Raw genomic sequence first — 17,346 nt, forward strand, 5'->3', positions numbered from 1 at the left:
ACCCCTTACAGCTTCATCAGGCTGGCGTCGTCGACCGAGGCCGAGTGGCGGGCGCGGAACAGGGACACGATGATCGCGAGCCCCACCACGACCTCCGCGGCGGCGACCACCATCGTGAAGAAGGCGATGATCTGGCCGTCGAGGTTGCCGTGCAGCCGGGAGAAGGCGACGAACGCGAGGTTGCAGGCGTTCAGCATCAGCTCCACGCACATGAACACCACGATGGCGTTGCGCCGGATCAGCACCCCGGTGGCGCCGATCGTGAACAGCAGGGCAGCGAGGTACAGGTAGTTGACCGGGTTCACTTCGACGCCTCCTCGGTCCGTCCGACGGTCGACGGGCCGGCGCCGCGACGCTCCAGACGCTCCTCGGAGCGCTGTTCCAGCGCCCTGAGGTCGTTCAGGGCCTCGGTGGAGACGTCCCGGATCTGGCCCCGGTCGCGCAGCGTCCCGCTGACGGTCAGCTCGGACGGGGTGCCGTCGGGCAGCAGCCCCGCGATGTCCACCGCGTTGTGCCGGGCGTAGACGCCGGGGGCGGGCAGCGGCGGCAGGTGGCTGCCGTCGCGGACGCGCTGCTCGGACATCTCGCGCTGGGTGCGGGCCCGTTCGGTGCGCTCGCGGTGGGTGAGCACCATGGCGCCGACCGCGGCCGTGATGAGCAGGGCGCCGGTGATCTCGAAGGCGAACACGTACCGGGTGAAGATCAGGGAGGCGAGGCCCTCCACGTTCCCGGCCGCGTTGGCCCCGCCCACCCCGGCGAAGGAGGTGAGGGAGGCGTTGCCGATCCCGGCGAACAGCAGGATGCCGAAGCCGAGCCCGCACAGCAGGGCCAGCCAGCGCTGGCCCCTGATGGTCTCCTTCAGGGAGTCCGCCGCGGTGACGCCGACGAGCATCACCACGAACAGGAACAGCATCATGATCGCGCCGGTGTAGACGACGATCTGCACGATGCCCAGGAAGTAGGCCCCGTTGGCGAGGTAGAACACCGCCAGGACGATCATCGTGCCCGCCAGGCAGAGGGCGCTGTGCACCGCCTTGCGCATGAGCACGGTGCACAGGGCGCCGATCACGGCGACCGTGCCGAGAATCCAGAACTGGACGGCCTCTCCGGTGGAGGTGGAGTAGGCCGCGAGCTGCGCGGTCATCGTCCGGTCACCCTCTCCCCGGCGGACCCGTCCGCGCCGGCGGCCGGTCCGGCCCCCGGAGCGTCCTCGCCCTTGGACCGGGCCACCTGCCGCTCCGTGCCCGGCGCGGCCTCGGTGACCAGGCCCCGGTAGTAGTCCTGCTCGTCCGTGCCCGGGAAGATGGAGTGGGGGGAGTCCACCATGCCCTCCTCCAGACCGGCGAGGAGCTGCTCCTTGGTGTAGATGAGGTCGGCGCGGCTGGAGTCGGCCAGCTCGAACTCGTTGGTCATCGTCAGCGCCCGCGTCGGGCACGCCTCGATGCACAGCCCGCACAGGATGCAGCGGGCGTAGTTGATCTGGTAGACGCGGCCGTAGCGCTCGCCCGGCGAGTAGCGCTCCTCGTCGGTGTTGTCGGCGCCCTCCACGTAGATGGCGTCGGCGGGGCAGGCCCAGGCGCACAGCTCGCAGCCGATGCACTTCTCCAGGCCGTCCGGGTGGCGGTTGAGCTGGTGCCGCCCGTGGAAGCGCGGAGCCGTGGTCTTCTGCTGCTCCGGGTACTGCTCGGTCAGCCGCTTCTTGAACATGGCCTTGAAGGTCACGCCGAAGCCGGCCACGGGGTTCAGGAATCCGGGCTCGGTGTCGGTTCCCTTGGGCTCCTCAGCCATCGGACGCCTCCTTTCCCTCCGTCGATCCACCCGGAGTCTCGTCGCTGTGGGTATCGGGTCCGCCGCTGGCGACCAGCTCGCGCTCCCGGCGGGGGGCGCGCCGGGGCACCGGCGGCAGCTTCTGGCCGGGCAGCGGCGGTACGGGGAAGCCGCCGGCCATCGGGTCGAAGGAGGCCGGCGCGGCGGCCGGCGCCTCGGCCCGCCTGTTCCGGTCGCGGTAGAGGTCCGCGAGGAAGGAGAGGAGCAGCACGGCCAGGACGGCGGCGCCGACGTAGAGGGCGATGTCGGCGAAGCCGTAGTTCTCGTTGCGCAGCGCCCGCACGGTCGCGACCAGCATCAGCCACACCAGGGCGACCGGGATCAGGACCTTCCAGCCCAGCTTCATCAGCTGGTCGTAGCGCACCCGCGGGAGCGTCGCGCGCAGCCAGATGAAGAAGAACAGCAGCACCTGCACCTTGAGGACGAACCAGAGCATCGGCCACCAGCCGTGGTTCGCGCCCTCCCAGAAGGTGCTGATCGGCCACGGGGCCCGCCAGCCGCCCAGGAAGAGGGTGGTGGCGACGGCCGAGACCGTCACCATGTTGACGTACTCGGCGAGCATGAACATCGCGAACTTGATCGACGAGTACTCGGTGTTGAAGCCGCCGACGAGGTCGCCCTCGGACTCCGGCATGTCGAACGGGGCGCGGTTGGTCTCCCCGACCATGGTGACGACGTAGATGATGAAGGAGACCGGCAGCAGGACGATGTACCAGCGGTCGGCCTGCGCCTCCACGATCTGCGAGGTCGACATGGAGCCGGAGTAGAGGAACACCGAGGCGAACGCGGCGCCCATGGCGATCTCGTAGGAGATCATCTGCGCGCAGGAGCGCAGTCCCCCCAGGAGCGGGTACGTCGATCCCGAGCTCCATCCGGCGAGCACGATGCCGTAGATGCCGATCGAGGCGACCGCCAGCACGTACAGCATCGCGATCGGCAGATCGGTGAGCTGCATCGTGGTGCGGTGGCCGAAGATCGAGACCTCGTTGCCGGCCGGGCCGAACGGGATGACCGCGATGGCCATGAAGGCCGGCACGGCCGCCACGATCGGCGCCAGGATGTAGACGGCCTTGTCGGCGCGCTTGACGACGACGTCTTCCTTGAGCATCAGCTTCACGCCGTCGGCCAGCGACTGGAGCAGCCCCCAGGGGCCGTTCCGGTTGGGGCCGATGCGCAGTTGCATCCAGCCGACGACCTTGCGCTCCCAGACGATGGACAGCAGCACGGTCACCATCAGGAAGGCGAAGCAGAACACCGCCTTGACGACGATCAGCCACCAGGGATCGCGGCCGAACATCGACAGGTTCTCGGCGGCGAGGTACGCGCTCATGCCTCCACCTCCTTGGGGGTTCCACCGGCCGGTGTGGCCGGACCGATGCGGACGAGGGACCCGGGCGGCACCCCGGTGTCGGAGGCGACACCGGCACCGGCCGAGTTCAGCGGGAGCCAGACCACCCGGTCGGGCATCGCGGTGATCTCCAGCGGGAGTTCGACCGATCCGGCGGGCCCGGTGACGGCGAGGACGTCGCCGTCCTTGACGCCCGCCTCCCCGGCCGTGGCCGCCGAGACCCGGGCGCGGGCCGCGTGCCGGGTGCCCGCCAGCGCGTCGTCGCCGCGCTGGAGGAGGCCCTGGTCGAGCAGCATCCGGTGGCCCGCGAGCACCGCCTCCCCGGCGGCCGGGCGGGGCAGCGCGACCGCGGTGGCCTCCGGGTCGTCCGCCCGGGGGCCGTCCCAGGCGCCGAGCCGGTCGATCTCCGCGCGGGTGGTGCGCAGATCCGGCAGGCCCAGGTGCACGTCCATGGCATCGGCGAGCATCTGGAGCACCCGGGTGTCCGTCGGGGGCAGCGGGCGGGTCATCTGGTCGGGCTTGAGCGCGGCCTCGAAGAAGCGCGCCCGGCCCTCCCAGTTGAGGAAGGTGCCGGCCTTCTCGACGACCGCCGCGACCGGCAGGACGACGTCGGCGTGCCCGGTGACCTCGCTGGGCCGCAGCTCCAGCGACACCACGAAACCGGCCGCGTCGAGCGCCTGCCGGGCGCGGGCCGGATCGGGCAGGTCCGCGACCTCCACGCCCGCCACCAGCAGCGCCTGGAGCGAGCCGTCGGCGGCGGCCTCCACGATCTGGGCGGTGTCGCGCCCGTAGCGGTGCGGGAGGTGGGCGACGCCCCAGACGGCGGCGACCTCCTCGCGGGCGCGCGGGTCGGTGGCCGGACGGCCGCCCGGCAGCAGCGAGGGCAGCGCGCCCGCCTCGATGGCACCGCGCTCCCCGGCCCGGCGCGGGATCCACACCAGCCGGGCGCCGGTGGCCGCGGCGGTCCGCACGGCCGCGGTGAGCCCGCCGGCCACCGAGGCCAGCCGCTCCCCGACGACGATCACGGCGCCCTCGGCGCGCAGCGCCTCGGCGGCGCCGACCCCGGAGTCCTCCAGGCCGACCCCTCCGGCGAGGGCGTCCAGCCACTCGGTCTCGGTGCCGGGGGCGGCGGGCAGCAGGGTGCCGCCGGCCTTCTCCAGGCCCCGGGTGGCGTGGGTGGCCAGGGCGAAGACCTTCAGCCCGGTCCTGCGCCAGGCCTTGCGCAGCCGCAGGAAGACGCCGGGCGCCTCCTCCTCGGACTCGAAGCCGACCAGCAGCACGGCGGGCGCCTTCTCCAGCGCGCCGTGGGTGACGCCGGTGCCGTCGAGGTCGATGCCGCGTCCGGCGACCCGGGCGGCCAGGAAGTCGGCCTCCTCGGGGCTGTGCGCCCGGGCGCGGAAGTCGACGTCGTTGGTGTCGAGCGCGACCCGCGCGAACTTGCCGTACGCGTAGGCGTCCTCGACGGTGAGCCGCCCGCCGGCGAGGACGCCGGTGCGGCCCCGGGCGGCCAGCAGCCCCTCGGCGGCGATCCGCAGCGCCTCCGGCCAGGAGGCGGGCTCCAGCTCGCCGTCGGCGTTGCGGACCAGGGGGGTGGTGAGCCGGTCGCGCTGCTGGGCGTAGCGGAACGCGAAGCGGCCCTTGTCGCAGATCCACTCCTCGTTGACCTGGGGGTCGTCGGCCGCGAGCCGCCGCATGACCTTGCCGCGCCGGTGGTCGGTGCGGGTGGCGCAGCCGCCGGAGCAGTGCTCGCAGACGGACGGCGAGGAGATCAGGTCGAAGGGGCGGGAGCGGAACCGGTAGGCCGCCGAGGTGAGCGCGCCGACCGGGCAGATCTGGATGGTGTTGCCGGAGAAGTACGACTCGAAGGGGGCGCCCTCGCCGGTGCCGACCTGCTGGAGGGCGCCGCGCTCCAGGAGTTCGATCATCGGGTCGCCCGCGACCTGGTTGGAGAAGCGGGTGCAGCGGGCGCACAGGACGCACCGCTCGCGGTCGAGGAGGACCTGGGCGGAGATCGGCACCGGCTTCTGGAAGGTCCGCTTCATTCCGTCGAAGCGGGACTCGGCGTTGCCGTGCGACATCGCCTGGTTCTGCAGCGGGCACTCGCCGCCCTTGTCGCAGACCGGGCAGTCCAGCGGGTGGTTGATGAGCAGCAGCTCCATCACCCCGTGCTGGGCCTTCTCCGCGACCGGTGAGGTGAGCTGGGTCCTGACCACCATGCCCGGGGTGCAGGTGATGGTGCAGGACGCCATGGGCTTGCGCTGGCCCTCGACCTCGACGATGCACTGGCGGCAGGCGCCGGCCGGGTCGAGGAGCGGGTGGTCGCAGAAGCGGGGGATCTCGATGCCGAGCTGTTCGGCGGCCCGGATGACCAGGGTGCCCTTGGGCACGCTGACCTCGATGCCGTCGATGGTCAGGGCGACGAGGTCCTCCGGCGGGACCGCCGGCCGTGCCCCGCCCGCGGCGGGGCCGCCCGCGGACTGCTGGACGGTCATGCCTTCACCTCCGTACGGTCGGCCCAGGCCGTCGACTTGGCCGGGTCGAAGGGGCAGCCACGGCCCGTGATGTGCTGCTCGTACTCCTCGCGGAAGTACTGGAGCGAGGAGAAGATCGGCGCGGCGGCACCGTCTCCGAGGGCGCAGAAGGCCTTGCCGTTGATGTTGTCCGCGATGTCGTTGAGCTTGTCGAGGTCGGCCATCTCGCCCTTGCCCGCCTCGATGTCGCGCATGAGCTGGACCAGCCAGTAGGTGCCCTCGCGGCAGGGGGTGCACTTGCCGCAGGACTCGTGGGCGTAGAACTCGGTCCAGCGGGTGACGGCGCGGACCACGCAGGTGGTCTCGTCGAAGCACTGGAGCGCCTTGGTGCCGAGCAGGGAGCCGGCGGCGCCCACCGCCTCGTAGTCGAGGGGCACGTCGAGGTGCTCGTCGGTGAGCATCGGGGTCGAGGAGCCGCCCGGGGTCCAGAACTTGAGCCGGTGGCCGGGGCGCATGCCGCCGCTCATGTCGAGGAGCTGGCGCAGGGTGATGCCCATCGGGGCCTCGTACTGGCCGGGGTTGGTGACGTGCCCGCTGAGCGAGTACAGCGTGAAGCCCGGGGACTTCTCGCTGCCCATCGAACGGAACCAGTCCTTGCCCCTGTTGAGGATCGAGGGAACCGACGCGATGGATTCGACGTTGTTCACCACTGTGGGGCAGGCGTAGAGACCGGCGACGGCCGGGAAGGGGGGGCGCAGCCGCGGCTGGCCGCGGCGGCCTTCGAGGGAGTCGAGGAGCGCGGTCTCCTCGCCGCAGATGTACGCGCCGGCGCCGGCGTGCACGGTGAGTTCGAGGTCGAGTCCGCTGCCCAGGATGTTCTCGCCCAGGTAGCCGGCCTCGCGGGCCTCGCGCACGGCCTCGTGCAGCCGCCGCAGGACGGGGACGACCTCGCCCCGCAGGTAGACGAAGGCGTGCGAGGAGCGGATGGCGTAGCAGGCGATGATGATGCCCTCGATGAGGGCGTGCGGGTTGGCGTAGAGGAGCGGGATGTCCTTGCAGGTCCCCGGCTCCGACTCGTCGGCGTTGACCACGAGGTAGTGGGGCTTGCCGTCGCCCTGCGGGATGAACTGCCACTTCATCCCGGTGGGGAAGCCGGCGCCGCCGCGGCCGCGCAGCCCGGAGTCCTTGACGTAGGCGATCAGGTCGTCGGGCGCCATGGCCAGCGCCTTGCGGAGGCCCTCGTACCCCTCGTGCCTCCGGTAGACGTCCAGGGTCCAGGACTCGTCCTGGTCCCAGAAGGCCGACAGCACGGGTGCGAGCAGCTTCTCCGGGCCGGTGTCCTTGAGCTCGGCTGCCAAGGTCATCACTCCCCCTCCTCGGCGGCGGGACCGGACGGGTGGGCCGGGTCGGACGCCGAGGTGTCCTGCGGCGCGTCGTGCGAGCCGAGGTGTTCGGCGGGCGACGGGTCGTGCGCGTCCCGCGGCGGGACGTCCTGCGGTCCGGCGTCCCGGGGGTGGACCACGCGGGCGGCGGGGGTCTCGCCCTTGGCGAGCCGGAGCCCGGTCAGGGAGGCCGGTCCGGCGCTGCCGCCGGCCTGGACGGCGCCCTCGCGCTCGTCGGGGAAGCCGGCCAGGATGCGGGCGGTCTCCTTGAAGGTGCACAGGGGGGCGCCGCGGGTGGGCGACACGGTGCGGCCGGCGCGCAGGTCGTCGACGAGGCGCTTGGCGCTCTCGGGGTTCTGGTTGTCGAAGAACTCCCAGTTGACCATCACGACCGGGGCGAAGTCGCAGGCCGCGTTGCACTCGATGTGCTCCAGGGTGACCTTGCCGTCGTCGGTGGTCTCCCCGTTGCCGACGCCGAGGTGCTCCTGGAGGGTCTCGAGGATCGCGTCGCCGCCCATGACCGCGCACAGCGTGTTGGTGCAGACGCCGACCTGGTAGTCGCCGCTCGGCCGCCGCCGGTACATGGTGTAGAAGGTGGCGACGGCGGTGACCTCGGCCGTGGTGAGGCCGAGCACCTCGGCGCAGAACCGCATGCCGGTGCGGGTGACGTGGCCCTCCTCCGACTGCACGAGGTGCAGCAGCGGCAGCAGGGCGGACCGGGAGTCCGGGTAGCGGGCGATGACCTCGCGCGCGTCGGCCTCCAGCCGGGCCCGGACGTCGGCCGGGTAGTCGGGCGCGGGCAGCTCGGGCATTCCCAGGCTGACGCCGTGCTCCGGGGATGAGGTGGTCACCGGTCGACGCCTCCCATCACGGGGTCGATGGACGCCACCGCGACGATGACGTCGGCCACCTGGCCGCCCTCGCACATCGCCGCCATGGCCTGAAGGTTGGTGAAGGACGGGTCGCGGAAGTGGACCCGGAAGGGGCGGGTGCCGCCGTCGGAGACCACGTGCGCCCCCAGCTCGCCCTTGGCCGATTCGATGGCCGCGTAGGTCTGGCCCGGAGGCACCCGGAAGCCCTCGGTGACCAGCTTGAAGTGGTGGATCAGGGCCTCCATGGAGGTGCCCATGATCTTCTTGATGTGGTCCAGGGAGTTGCCCAGTCCGTCGGGGCCGAGCGCGAGCTGGGCGGGCCAGGCGATCTTCTTGTCGCCGACCATCACCGGGCCGGGCTGGAGCCGGTCCAGGCACTGCTCGACGATGCGCAGGGACTGGCGCATCTCCTCCACCCGGATCAGGAAGCGGCCGTAGGAGTCGCAGGTGTCGGCGGTCGGGATGTCGAAGTCGTACGTCTCGTAGCCGCAGTAGGGCTGGGTCTTGCGCAGGTCGTGCGGGAGGCCGGCGGAGCGCAGGACGGGCCCGGTGGCGCCGATCGCCATGCAGCCGGCCAGGTCGAGGTAGCCGACGTCCTGGAGCCGGGCCTTGAAGATCGGGTTGCCGGTGGCGAGGGCGTCGTACTCGGTGAGGTTCTTGCGCATGGTCTTCACGAACTCGCGGACGCGGTCCACGGTGCCGGGCGGCAGGTCCTGCGCGAGGCCGCCGGGGCGGACGTACGCGTGGTTCATCCGCAGGCCGGTGATCAGCTCGAAGATGTCGAGGATCATCTCGCGGTCGCGGAAGCCGTAGACCATGACGGTGGTGGCGCCCAGCTCCATCCCGCCGGTGGCGATGCACACCAGGTGGGAGGAGATCCGGTTCAGCTCCATCAGGAGCACCCGGATGACCGAGGCCCGGTCGGGGATCTGGTCCTCGATGCCGAGGAGCCGCTCGACGCCGAGGCAGTACGCCGTCTCGTTGAAGAACGGCATCAGGTAGTCCATGCGGGTCACGAAGGTGGTGCCCTGCGTCCAGTTCCGGAATTCGAGGTTCTTCTCGATGCCGGTGTGCAGGTAGCCGATGCCGCAGCGGGCCTCGGTGACGGTCTCGCCGTCGATCTCCAGGATCAGCCGGAGCACGCCGTGGGTGGAGGGGTGCTGGGGGCCCATGTTGACGACGATGCGCTCGTCGTCGCTGCGGGCCGCGGTCTGGACGACCTCGTCCCAGTCCCCGCCGGTCACCGTGTAGACGGTGCCTTCGGTGGTCTCGCGCGCCGATGCGGCGGACGACGGGTGGGGAGTGCTCACGAGTACGACCTCCGCTGGTCCGGAGCCGGGATCTGGGCGCCCTTGTACTCGACGGGGATGCCGCCGAGGGGGTAGTCCTTGCGCTGCGGGTGGCCCTGCCAGTCGTCCGGCATCATGATCCGCGTCAGGGCCGGGTGGCCGTCGAAGAGGATGCCGAAGAAGTCGTAGGCCTCGCGCTCGTGCCAGTTGTTCGTCGGGTAGACCTCGCACAGCGACGGGATGTGCGGGTCGCTGTCGGGGACGCCGACCTCCAGCCGGATCAGCCGGTTGTGGGTGATCGAGCGCAGGTGGTAGACGGCGTGCAGCTCGCGGCCCGTGTCGTGCGGGTAGTGGACGCCGCTGACGCCGGTGCAGAGTTCGAAGCGCAGCGCCGGGTCGTCGCGCAGGGTGCGGGCGACGCGGACCAGGTGCTCGCGCTCGATGTGGAAGGTGATCTCACCGCGGTCGACGACGGTCCTGCCGATGGCGTGGGCGGGCAGCAGGTCCTGCTCCTCCAGCGCGCCCTCCAGCTCGTCGGCGACCTCGTCGAACCAGCCGCCGTAGGGGCGGGAGGCCGGTCCGGGCAGCCGGATCGAGCGGACCAGTCCGCCGTAACCGGAGGTGTCGCCGCCGTTGTTGGCGCCGAACATGCCGCGCTGGACGCGGATCTCCTCGCCGCCCTGGCCGCGCTGTCCGGGGAGGTTCTCGGCGGACAGCTCCTTCTCGGGGTTGGCCCCCTCGTCGTGCGCGTCGCTCACCGCAGCAGCCCCTTCATCTCGATGGTCGGCAGGGCCTTGAGCGCCGCCTCCTCCGCCTCGCGGGCCGCCTCCTCGGCGTTCACCCCGAGCTTGGAGCCCTGGATCTTCTCGTGGAGCTTGAGGATGGCGTCGAGCAGCATCTCGGGCCGCGGCGGGCAGCCGGGCAGGTAGATGTCGACCGGGACGACGTGGTCGACGCCCTGGACGATCGCGTAGTTGTTGAACATCCCGCCCGACGAGGCGCAGACGCCCATGGAGATGACCCACTTGGGGTTCGGCATCTGGTCGTAGACCTGCCGCAGCACGGGGGCCATCTTCTGGCTCACCCGGCCCGCGACGATCATCAGGTCGGCCTGCCGCGGCGAGCCGCGGAAGACCTCCATGCCGAAGCGCGCCAGGTCGTAGCGGCCGGCGCCGGTGGTCATCATCTCGATGGCGCAGCAGGCGAGTCCGAAGGTGGCGGGGAAGACCGACGCCTTGCGCACCCAGCCCGCGGCCTGCTCGACGGTGGTCAGCAGGAAGCCGCTCGGCAGCTTTTCTTCGAGTCCCATGACAAAAGGCCCCTCAGTCCCATTCCAGGCCGCCGCGCCGCCATACGTACGCGTACGCGACGAAGACGGTGAGCACGAAGAGCAGCATCTCCACGAGCCCGAAGATCCCCAGGGCGTCGAAGGTGACGGCCCAGGGGTAGAGGAAGACGATCTCGATGTCGAAGACGATGAAGAGCATCGCCGTCAGGTAGTACTTGATGGGGAACCGCCCGCCGCCGGCCGGCGTCGGGGTCGGCTCGATGCCGCACTCGTAGGCGTCGAGCCTGGCCCGGTTGTACCGCTTCGGACCGATCAGCGTGGCCATGACCACGGAGAAGATCGCAAAGCCTGCCCCGAGGGCTCCCAGTACGAGGATGGGCGCATACGCGTTCACCGCTCCTCGCTCCTCTCAGTCGGCGCTGACTGCTGGCGGTGTGCACTGGGCCCGCGTCCGCACCACCCGTCGCGCGACCACCGTCCCGACGAAGATCGCGAACATGTGAAGCAGGTCACAAGCCCAACAGCTCCGCATCCTATGCCCGTCGCTCTGTGATCTGCGACACGGGGTATTGCACAACCTTTGTGATCTCCACCACCTGACGAAGGATCATGAAGTCGGATGAGCGGTGATCTTCGCACGTGAAGCGTTCACTTGATCACCAGAGGTGACAATTTCGCCCGTCATCGCTGGCCAGAGACCCCTTACGAAGGGCGTCTCCATATCAAGATGCTTCCCGTGCATGCAAATTGGCCCTGGACCGAAAGGCTTGATAGTGGGCCGCGTTCACACCCCGGAGGGGGCACGGAGCGTGATGTGGACGCGTGCGCGCTTTCACGAGCGGCGGCGCGCGCTCCCCACCGCGCGCCCCCCGGGCGCCGGTCTCCCCGCGGCACCCTCCCCGTTCCCCGCCCGCGCGACGGACGCGGGTGACGGAGTGACCGTTCCGTGACCTCCGTCACTCCGGGTCCCGCGTCCGGAAACCGGGCTTGGCCAACGGTCTCGACCAGTGGTAGGTGCCGGGCAATTCGGGCGTAACGATCGAACACCGTGATCACAGGCCGATCACGGCCCGCCCGCTTTGTCCGTTACGGCGTCAATAAAGGCCGACACGCCCGGGATTCGGTCGCGCGAGCGGACAACTGTGGCGCAGGACACGTTCCTTGAAGGACCGGAGGGTGTCCTGATACCGCTTGTCCCTATGTCCCACACCGCTCACATACGCAGCCACCGGAAGCCCCGCCGCAGCGCGTCGACCATCGCGATGCGGGCCGGAGTTGCTGGTGGCGTCCTCAGCACCCTGGCAGTGGCCGGGGCCTCGGGCTCGGCGAACGCCGCCGCACCCGCCCCGCAGACCCTCGAACTGCCCATCCTGACGGCCGACCTGGCCGCCCAGGCCGCCCAGTCCGCGGACGCCACCCAGCAGGCCGCCGCCCACTACGAGCTGCGGGCCGAGCGCGACGCCGCCGCCACCAGGGCCGCCGAGGAGGCCAGGGCCGACCTGGTCACGGCCAAGAAGAAGGCGGCCGAGGCCAGGAAGAAGGCCGCCGAGGCCGCCCGCAAGGAGGCCGCCGAGCGCGCCTCCCGGACCGCCGAGCGCACCGCCCTGGCCACGTCGTCGGCCGGCACCGGCTCCTCCGCCGCCTCCGGCGCCATCGGTTCCTCCGGCGGGGCCGCGGCCACCGCCACCACCGTCAGCGCCCCCACCGGCTCCTCCACGGCGACGGGTTCGGCCGCGGCCGTCATCGCCTTCGTGAAGGCCCAGGTCGGCGACGCCTACGTGCCTGGCGGCACCGGCCCCAACTCCTGGGACTGCTCCGGCCTCACCCAGGCCGCCTTCCGCCAGATCAACGTGGACCTGCCGCGCGTCTCCCAGGCCCAGTCCACCACCGGCACCCAGGTCTCGCTGGGCAACCTCCAGCCGGGCGACATCCTCTACTGGGGCAGCGCGGGCAGCGCCTACCACGTGGCCGTGTACGTGGGCGACGGCATGTTCGTCGGCGCGCAGAACCCGGCCAGCGGCGTCGTCATGAAGCCGCTCTCCTACGACCCGCCGACCGGCGCGGTGCGGGTGCTCTGACACCCCAGCGGACGCGTCCGGCGGGGCACTTCCGTCCCCGGTGCCCCCGGCCGGACCGGTCCGCTCCTGTACGCCCGAAGGACCGCGGCCGCTCGGGGGCCGCGGTCCTTCTGGCGTTCCCGCGCCCCCTGCCCAGCGCCCGCCCGTGCCGCGCCCGGCCGTCCCGCGGCCGCCGCCCGGCCGTCCCGCCGCCGGGGCGGGAGCGGAGGGGCGGGAGCGGAGGGGCGGGGGGACGGCGGCCGGGAGGGACCGCGCGCGGCGCGCGTCAGGCCCTCGGGGCCACCTTGGTCAGGCCGTTGATGATGCGGTCCATCGCGTCGCCGCCCGTCGGGTCGGTGAGGTTGGCCAGCATCTTGAGGGTGAACTTCATCAGCACCGGGTGGGTCAGCCCGCGCTGGGCGGCGATCTGCATGACCTTCGGGTTGCCGATCAGCTTCACGAAGGCGCGGCCCAGCGTGTAGTAGCCGCCGTAGGTGTCCTTGAGGACCCTCGGGTAGCGCTGGAGCGCGGTCTCGCGCTGGGCCGGCGTCGCCCGCGCCTGGGCCTGCACGATGACGTCGGCGGCGATCTGGCCCGACTCCATCGCGTAGGCGATGCCCTCGCCGTTGAACGGGTTCACCAGGCCGCCCGCGTCACCGACGAGGAGCAGCCCCCGGGTGTAGTGCGGCTGGCGGTTGAAGGCCATCGGCAGGGCGGCGCCGCGGATCGGGCCGGTCATGTTCTCGGGGGTGTAGCCCCAGTCCTCCGGCATGGAGGCGCACCAGGCCTTGAGGATCTCGCGCCAGTCCAGCTCCTTGAAGGACGCGGAGGTGTTGAGCACCCCGAGTCCCACGTTGGAGGTGCCGTCGCCCATGCCGAAGATCCAGCCGTAGCCCGGCAGCAGCCGGTCCTGGGCGCCCCGGCGGTCCCACAGCTCCAGCCAGGACTCCAGGTAGTCGTCGTCGTGCCGGGGGGAGGTGAAGTAGGTGCGCACCGCGACGCCCATCGGGCGGTCCTCGCGGCGGTGCAGGCCCATCGCGAGGGACAGCCGGGTGGAGTTGCCGTCGGCGGCCACCACCAGCGGGGCGTGGAAGGTGACTTCCCGCTTCTCCTCGCCCAGCTTGGCGCGCACCCCGGTGATCCGGCCGGTGCGGTCGTCCACGAGGGGGGCGCCCACGTTGCAGCGCTCGTGGAGGCGGGCCCCGGCCTTCTGGGCCTGCCGGGCGAGCTGCTCGTCGAAGTCGTCGCGCTTGCGGACGAGTCCGTAGTCGGGGAAGGAGGCGAGATCCGGCCAGTCGAGCTGGAGACGGGAGCCGCCGCCGATGATGCGCAGCCCCTTGTTGCGCAGCCAGCCGGCCTCCTCCGAGACGTCGACGCCCATGGCGACGAGCTGCTTGACCGCGCGCGGGGTGAGCCCGTCGCCGCAGACCTTCTCGCGGGGGAAGGCCGTCTTCTCCAGCAGGAGGACGTCGAGCCCCGACCGGGCCAGGTGGTAGGCGGTCGCGGAGCCGGACGGGCCGGCGCCCACGACGATCACGTCCGCGGAGTTCTCGGAGAGCGGCTCGGTCTCGACGGTCACGGCGGGATCTCCCCAAGTTCGAAATCTGCGTGCCGACCGGCACTGGTCATGGGCAGTCTATTCAGCGTCACCGATCACCCGGCTGAAGGGCTGCCCCGTGAACCGAGCACTCCCCGCCGTCCGGCTCCGCGTCCCCACCGACGAGGACGCCCTCGTCTGGCACCGCCTCTTCGCCGACCCCGACGTCATGGAGTTCCACGGCGGGAGCCCCGCCGAGCTGTCCGTCTACGAGGAGCTGACCGCCCGCCAGCGCCGCCACGACGCGGAGCGCGGCTTCTGCCTCTGGTCCCTGGTGGACGGCGCGGACCGGGTCGTCGGCTTCACCGGCGCCCAGCCCTGGCCCCGGGACTGGGGCCCCCGGGGCGACATCGAGATCGGCTGGCGGCTCGGCCGGGAGTTCTGGGGCCGGGGATACGTCACCGCGGCGGCCCGGCAGACCCTGGAGCGGGTGCGCGCGGCGGGCGTGGCCGAGGTGGTCGCGATGGTCGACGCCCGCAACACCCGCTCGATCGCGGTGACCGAGCGGCTGGGGATGCGGCTCGACGAGGTGTTCGCCACGCCCGGCTCACGGCGGCGGGGGCACTGCTACCGGCTCGCGCTCCGGGCCGGGGCCCGGCCGCTCAGTCCTCCTTGAAGCCCCGGTGCAGCGCGACGATGCCGCCCGACAGGTTCCGGTACGCCACCCGGGACCAGCCGGCCCCGGTGAGCCGACGGGCCAGGGCGGGCTGGTCGGGCCAGGCGCGGATGGACTCGGCGAGGTAGACGTAGGCGTCCGGGTTGGAGGAGACCGCGCGGGCCACCGGCGGCAGGGCCCGCATCAGGTACTCGGTGTACGCGGTGCGGAACGGCGCCCAGGTCGGGTGCGAGAACTCGCAGATGACCACCCGGCCGCCGGGGCGCGTCACCCGGTACAGCTCGCGCAGCGCCGCGTCGGTGTCCTGCACGTTGCGCAGCCCGAAGGAGATGGTGACGGCGTCGAACACGTCGTCCCGGAACGGCAGCCGGGTCGCGTCGCCCGCGGTGAACGGCAGCCAGGGGTGGCGCTCCTTGCCGACCTGGAGCATGCCGAGGGAGAAGTCGCAGGGCACCACGTGGGCGCCGGTGCGGGCGAACGGCAGGGACGAGGTGGCCGTGCCGGCCGCCAGGTCGAGGACCCGCTGCGCGGGCCGGGCGTCGACGGCCGCCGCGACCTCCTTGCGCCACGCCCGGTCCCGGCCGAGCGAGAGCACGGTGTTGGTCAGGTCGTACCGTTCCGCGACGTGGTCGAACATCGTGGCGACTTCGTGCGGCTGCTTGTTCAGGGAGGCGCGGGTCACGGGCCCATTGTTGCAGCACCCCCGCGCCCGGCCGGGCCCGGGAGCCCCGATCCGCGGGGCGGCGGGCGGCTCCGGCGCGGCGCCCCGGGCGGGACCGTCAGCGGCGCCGGTGCACCAGCCGCCCCGCGACGACCGTCGCCACGCAGCTCCCGGCCCCGGCGGCGGCGAGCGCCGCCTCGTCGGGCACGTCGAACACGGCGAACCGGGCGGCGGAGCCCGGCTCCCTCGGCGGCGCGAAGACCACCGGGGACCCGGAGGCGTACGGGTCGAGCGAGGGCACCCCGTCCGGGCGCCCGGCCCGCCCCACCACGTCCAGTCCGGAGCGGCGCAGGGCGTCCCGCACCGCGCGCACCCGCAGCTCCCCGCAGGCGACGGCGACGGTGCCGTGGGCCAGCATCCGCTGCACCCCGCGCCGGGCGCTGGCGCCCCGGCGGGCCTCGTCCGGCGCCAGCGCGGCGAGCGCCTCGCCGGTCAGCGGAGCGGTGCCCAGCTCACCGGCCTCGCGCGGGTCCGGGTGGTAGGCCGCCTCCAGCAGTTCGTCGCCGTACTGGTTGACGAGGCCGGGGGTGAGGATGCCGGGCCAGCGGCGCACCCGGGCCCCGGGACGGTCGGCGATCAGCGCGGCCGGCGGGCCGACGGCCACGATCAGGCCGCCCTCGACGGCGAGGGCGCGGTCCCGGGAGTCGGCGTGGATCGTCAGCACGGCGCGGTCAGTTGGAGGCGAGCAGCTTCAGTTCCGGGTGGGCGGTGCCGCCCTCGATGGCCACGGACGAGATGTGCGAGGCGACCCGCTCGTCGACGGGGTCGTCGGCCGGGTCGTCGTGCACGACGAGGTGCTCGTACGTCGTGGAGCGCTGCGCGGGGACGCGGTCCGCGCGGCGGATCAGGTCGATGATCTCCAGCCGGTTGGAGCGGTGCCGGGCGCCGGCGGAGGACACCACGTTCTCCTCCAGCATGATCGAGCCGAGGTCGTCGGCGCCGTAGTGCAGGGAGAGCTGGCCGACCTCCTTGCCGGTGGTCAGCCAGGAGCCCTGGATGTGGGCCACGTTGTCGAGGAAGACCCGGGCGATGGCGATCATCCGCAGGTACTCGAAGAGGGTGGCCTGGGTGCGGCCCTTCAGATGGTTGTTCTCGGGCTGGTAGGTGTACGGGATGAAGGCGCGGAAGCCGCCGGTGCGGTCCTGCACGTCGCGGATCATCCGCAGGTGCTCGATCCGCTCGGCGTTGGTCTCGCCGGTGCCCATGAGCATGGTGGAGGTGGACTCGACGCCCAGCCCGTGGGCGATCTCCATGATCTCCAGCCAGCGCTCGCCGGACTCCTTCAGCGGCGCGATGGCCTTGCGCGGGCGCTCCGGCAGCAGTTCGGCGCCGGCCCCGGCGAAGGAGTCGAGCCCGGCCGCGTGGATGCGGGTGATCGCCTCCTCGACGGACACCTTGGAGATCCGGGCCATGTGCTCGACCTCGCTCGCCCCCAGGCTGTGGATGACGAGCTGCGGGAACTCCTTCTTGATGGCGGAGAAGTGCTCCTCGTAGTACTCGACGCCGTAGTCCGGGTGGTGGCCGCCCTGGAACATGATCTGGGTGCCGCCCAGTTCGACGGTCTCCGCGCAGCGGCGCAGGATGTCGTCGAGGTCGCGGGTCCAGCCCTTGGCGGTGTCCTTGGGCGCGGCGTAGAAGGCGCAGAAGCGGCAGGCCGTGACACAGACGTTCGTGTAGTTGATGTTCCGCTCGATGATGTACGTCGCGATGTGCTCGGTACCCGCGTACCGGCGGCGGCGCACGGCGTCGGCGGCGGCGCCCAGCGCGTGCAGCGGGGCGTCCCGGTAGAGGGCCAGTGCCTCCTCGGGGGTGATCCGCCCACCGGCGGCGGCGCGGTCGAGGAGGGGCTGAAGGTCGGCCTTCTCGGTCACCGGCGTC

The 17,346-nt window shown here is 72.0% G+C and carries 17 protein-coding genes; 2 read left to right on the plus strand and 15 right to left on the minus strand.

All coding sequences use genetic code 11. The annotated features are described in order from the left end of the window. Window positions 1-5: 5 nt before the first annotated feature. From nuoK to ACZ7LB_RS24190, 11 genes are read right to left on the minus strand one after another with little or no spacing between them, the layout of a single operon-like run. Window positions 6-305: an NADH-quinone oxidoreductase subunit NuoK gene (gene nuoK, locus ACZ7LB_RS24140; RefSeq protein WP_161227429.1), complete on the minus strand. Its 300-nt coding sequence runs from the start codon at window positions 303-305 to the stop codon at window positions 6-8. After that, entirely contained in the window at window positions 302-1,144 is an 843-nt protein-coding gene (locus tag ACZ7LB_RS24145) for an NADH-quinone oxidoreductase subunit J (RefSeq protein WP_471471066.1), read from the minus strand. Before ACZ7LB_RS24145 ends, nuoK begins: the two co-directional genes overlap by 4 nt. Further along, window positions 1,141-1,788, minus strand: a complete 648-nt coding sequence (gene nuoI, locus ACZ7LB_RS24150) for an NADH-quinone oxidoreductase subunit NuoI (protein ID WP_471471068.1) — start codon at window positions 1,786-1,788, stop codon at window positions 1,141-1,143. The genes ACZ7LB_RS24145 and nuoI overlap by 4 nt, the downstream gene beginning before the upstream one ends. Next, a complete protein-coding gene (nuoH, locus tag ACZ7LB_RS24155; protein ID WP_471471070.1) occupies window positions 1,781-3,157 on the minus strand; it encodes an NADH-quinone oxidoreductase subunit NuoH in 1,377 nt (458 codons plus the stop codon). The genes nuoI and nuoH overlap by 8 nt, the downstream gene beginning before the upstream one ends. Further along, complete coding sequence (locus tag ACZ7LB_RS24160) at window positions 3,154-5,667, minus strand: NADH-quinone oxidoreductase subunit G (protein ID WP_471471072.1); 2,514 nt, start codon at window positions 5,665-5,667, stop codon at window positions 3,154-3,156. The genes nuoH and ACZ7LB_RS24160 overlap by 4 nt, the downstream gene beginning before the upstream one ends. Then, window positions 5,664-7,013, minus strand: a complete 1,350-nt coding sequence (gene nuoF / locus ACZ7LB_RS24165; protein WP_471471073.1) for an NADH-quinone oxidoreductase subunit NuoF — start codon at window positions 7,011-7,013, stop codon at window positions 5,664-5,666. Before nuoF ends, ACZ7LB_RS24160 begins: the two co-directional genes overlap by 4 nt. Further along, complete coding sequence (nuoE, locus tag ACZ7LB_RS24170) at window positions 7,010-7,879, minus strand: NADH-quinone oxidoreductase subunit NuoE (RefSeq protein ID WP_471471075.1); 870 nt, start codon at window positions 7,877-7,879, stop codon at window positions 7,010-7,012. Before nuoE ends, nuoF begins: the two co-directional genes overlap by 4 nt. Beyond that, window positions 7,876-9,210, minus strand: coding sequence for an NADH-quinone oxidoreductase subunit D (locus tag ACZ7LB_RS24175; RefSeq protein WP_471471077.1), 1,335 nt, complete (start codon window positions 9,208-9,210; stop codon window positions 7,876-7,878). Before ACZ7LB_RS24175 ends, nuoE begins: the two co-directional genes overlap by 4 nt. Then, window positions 9,207-9,947 (minus strand): NADH-quinone oxidoreductase subunit C, encoded by a 741-nt coding sequence (locus ACZ7LB_RS24180; RefSeq protein WP_471471079.1) that lies wholly within the window; start codon window positions 9,945-9,947, stop codon window positions 9,207-9,209. The genes ACZ7LB_RS24175 and ACZ7LB_RS24180 overlap by 4 nt, the downstream gene beginning before the upstream one ends. Further along, entirely contained in the window at window positions 9,944-10,498 is a 555-nt protein-coding gene (locus ACZ7LB_RS24185) for a NuoB/complex I 20 kDa subunit family protein (protein ID WP_161227420.1), read from the minus strand. Before ACZ7LB_RS24185 ends, ACZ7LB_RS24180 begins: the two co-directional genes overlap by 4 nt. 13 nt (window positions 10,499-10,511) lie before the next feature. Continuing rightward, window positions 10,512-10,871, minus strand: coding sequence for an NADH-quinone oxidoreductase subunit A (locus tag ACZ7LB_RS24190; protein ID WP_161227419.1), 360 nt, complete (start codon window positions 10,869-10,871; stop codon window positions 10,512-10,514). Window positions 10,872-11,676: 805 nt separating this feature from the next. Between ACZ7LB_RS24190 and ACZ7LB_RS24195 the strand changes: the two genes are divergently transcribed. Beyond that, window positions 11,677-12,555: a C40 family peptidase gene (locus tag ACZ7LB_RS24195; RefSeq protein WP_471471082.1), complete on the plus strand. Its 879-nt coding sequence runs from the start codon at window positions 11,677-11,679 to the stop codon at window positions 12,553-12,555. 265 nt (window positions 12,556-12,820) lie between these two features. Here ACZ7LB_RS24195 and ACZ7LB_RS24200 read toward each other — a convergent pair whose 3' ends face one another. Further along, window positions 12,821-14,113: a geranylgeranyl reductase family protein gene (locus ACZ7LB_RS24200; protein ID WP_471471084.1), complete on the minus strand. Its 1,293-nt coding sequence runs from the start codon at window positions 14,111-14,113 to the stop codon at window positions 12,821-12,823. 97 nt (window positions 14,114-14,210) lie between these two features. Between ACZ7LB_RS24200 and ACZ7LB_RS24205 the strand changes: the two genes are divergently transcribed. Continuing rightward, window positions 14,211-14,747: a GNAT family N-acetyltransferase gene (locus ACZ7LB_RS24205; protein WP_471471086.1), complete on the plus strand. Its 537-nt coding sequence runs from the start codon at window positions 14,211-14,213 to the stop codon at window positions 14,745-14,747. Here the strand turns inward: ACZ7LB_RS24205 and ACZ7LB_RS24210 are convergent. The 3 genes from ACZ7LB_RS24210 to mqnC form a co-directional block, all read right to left on the minus strand. Continuing rightward, window positions 14,734-15,429 carry a demethylmenaquinone methyltransferase gene (locus tag ACZ7LB_RS24210; RefSeq protein ID WP_471471088.1) on the minus strand — a complete coding sequence of 232 codons (696 nt, stop codon included), beginning with the start codon at window positions 15,427-15,429 and terminating at the stop codon, window positions 14,734-14,736. The genes ACZ7LB_RS24205 and ACZ7LB_RS24210 overlap by 14 nt on opposite strands. A 97-nt stretch (window positions 15,430-15,526) precedes the next feature. After that, the gene (locus ACZ7LB_RS24215; RefSeq protein WP_471471090.1) at window positions 15,527-16,132 is read right to left on the minus strand and encodes a hypothetical protein; all 606 of its coding nucleotides are present in this window, start codon (window positions 16,130-16,132) and stop codon (window positions 15,527-15,529) included. A 7-nt stretch (window positions 16,133-16,139) separates the two neighbouring features. Next, on the minus strand, window positions 16,140-17,339 hold the full coding sequence (gene mqnC / locus ACZ7LB_RS24220) for a cyclic dehypoxanthinyl futalosine synthase (protein ID WP_471471092.1): 1,200 nt from the start codon (window positions 17,337-17,339) through the stop codon (window positions 16,140-16,142). Between the last annotated feature and the right edge of the window lie 7 nt (window positions 17,340-17,346).

This window comes from Streptomyces sp. NPDC107521 (genome assembly GCF_055598485.1).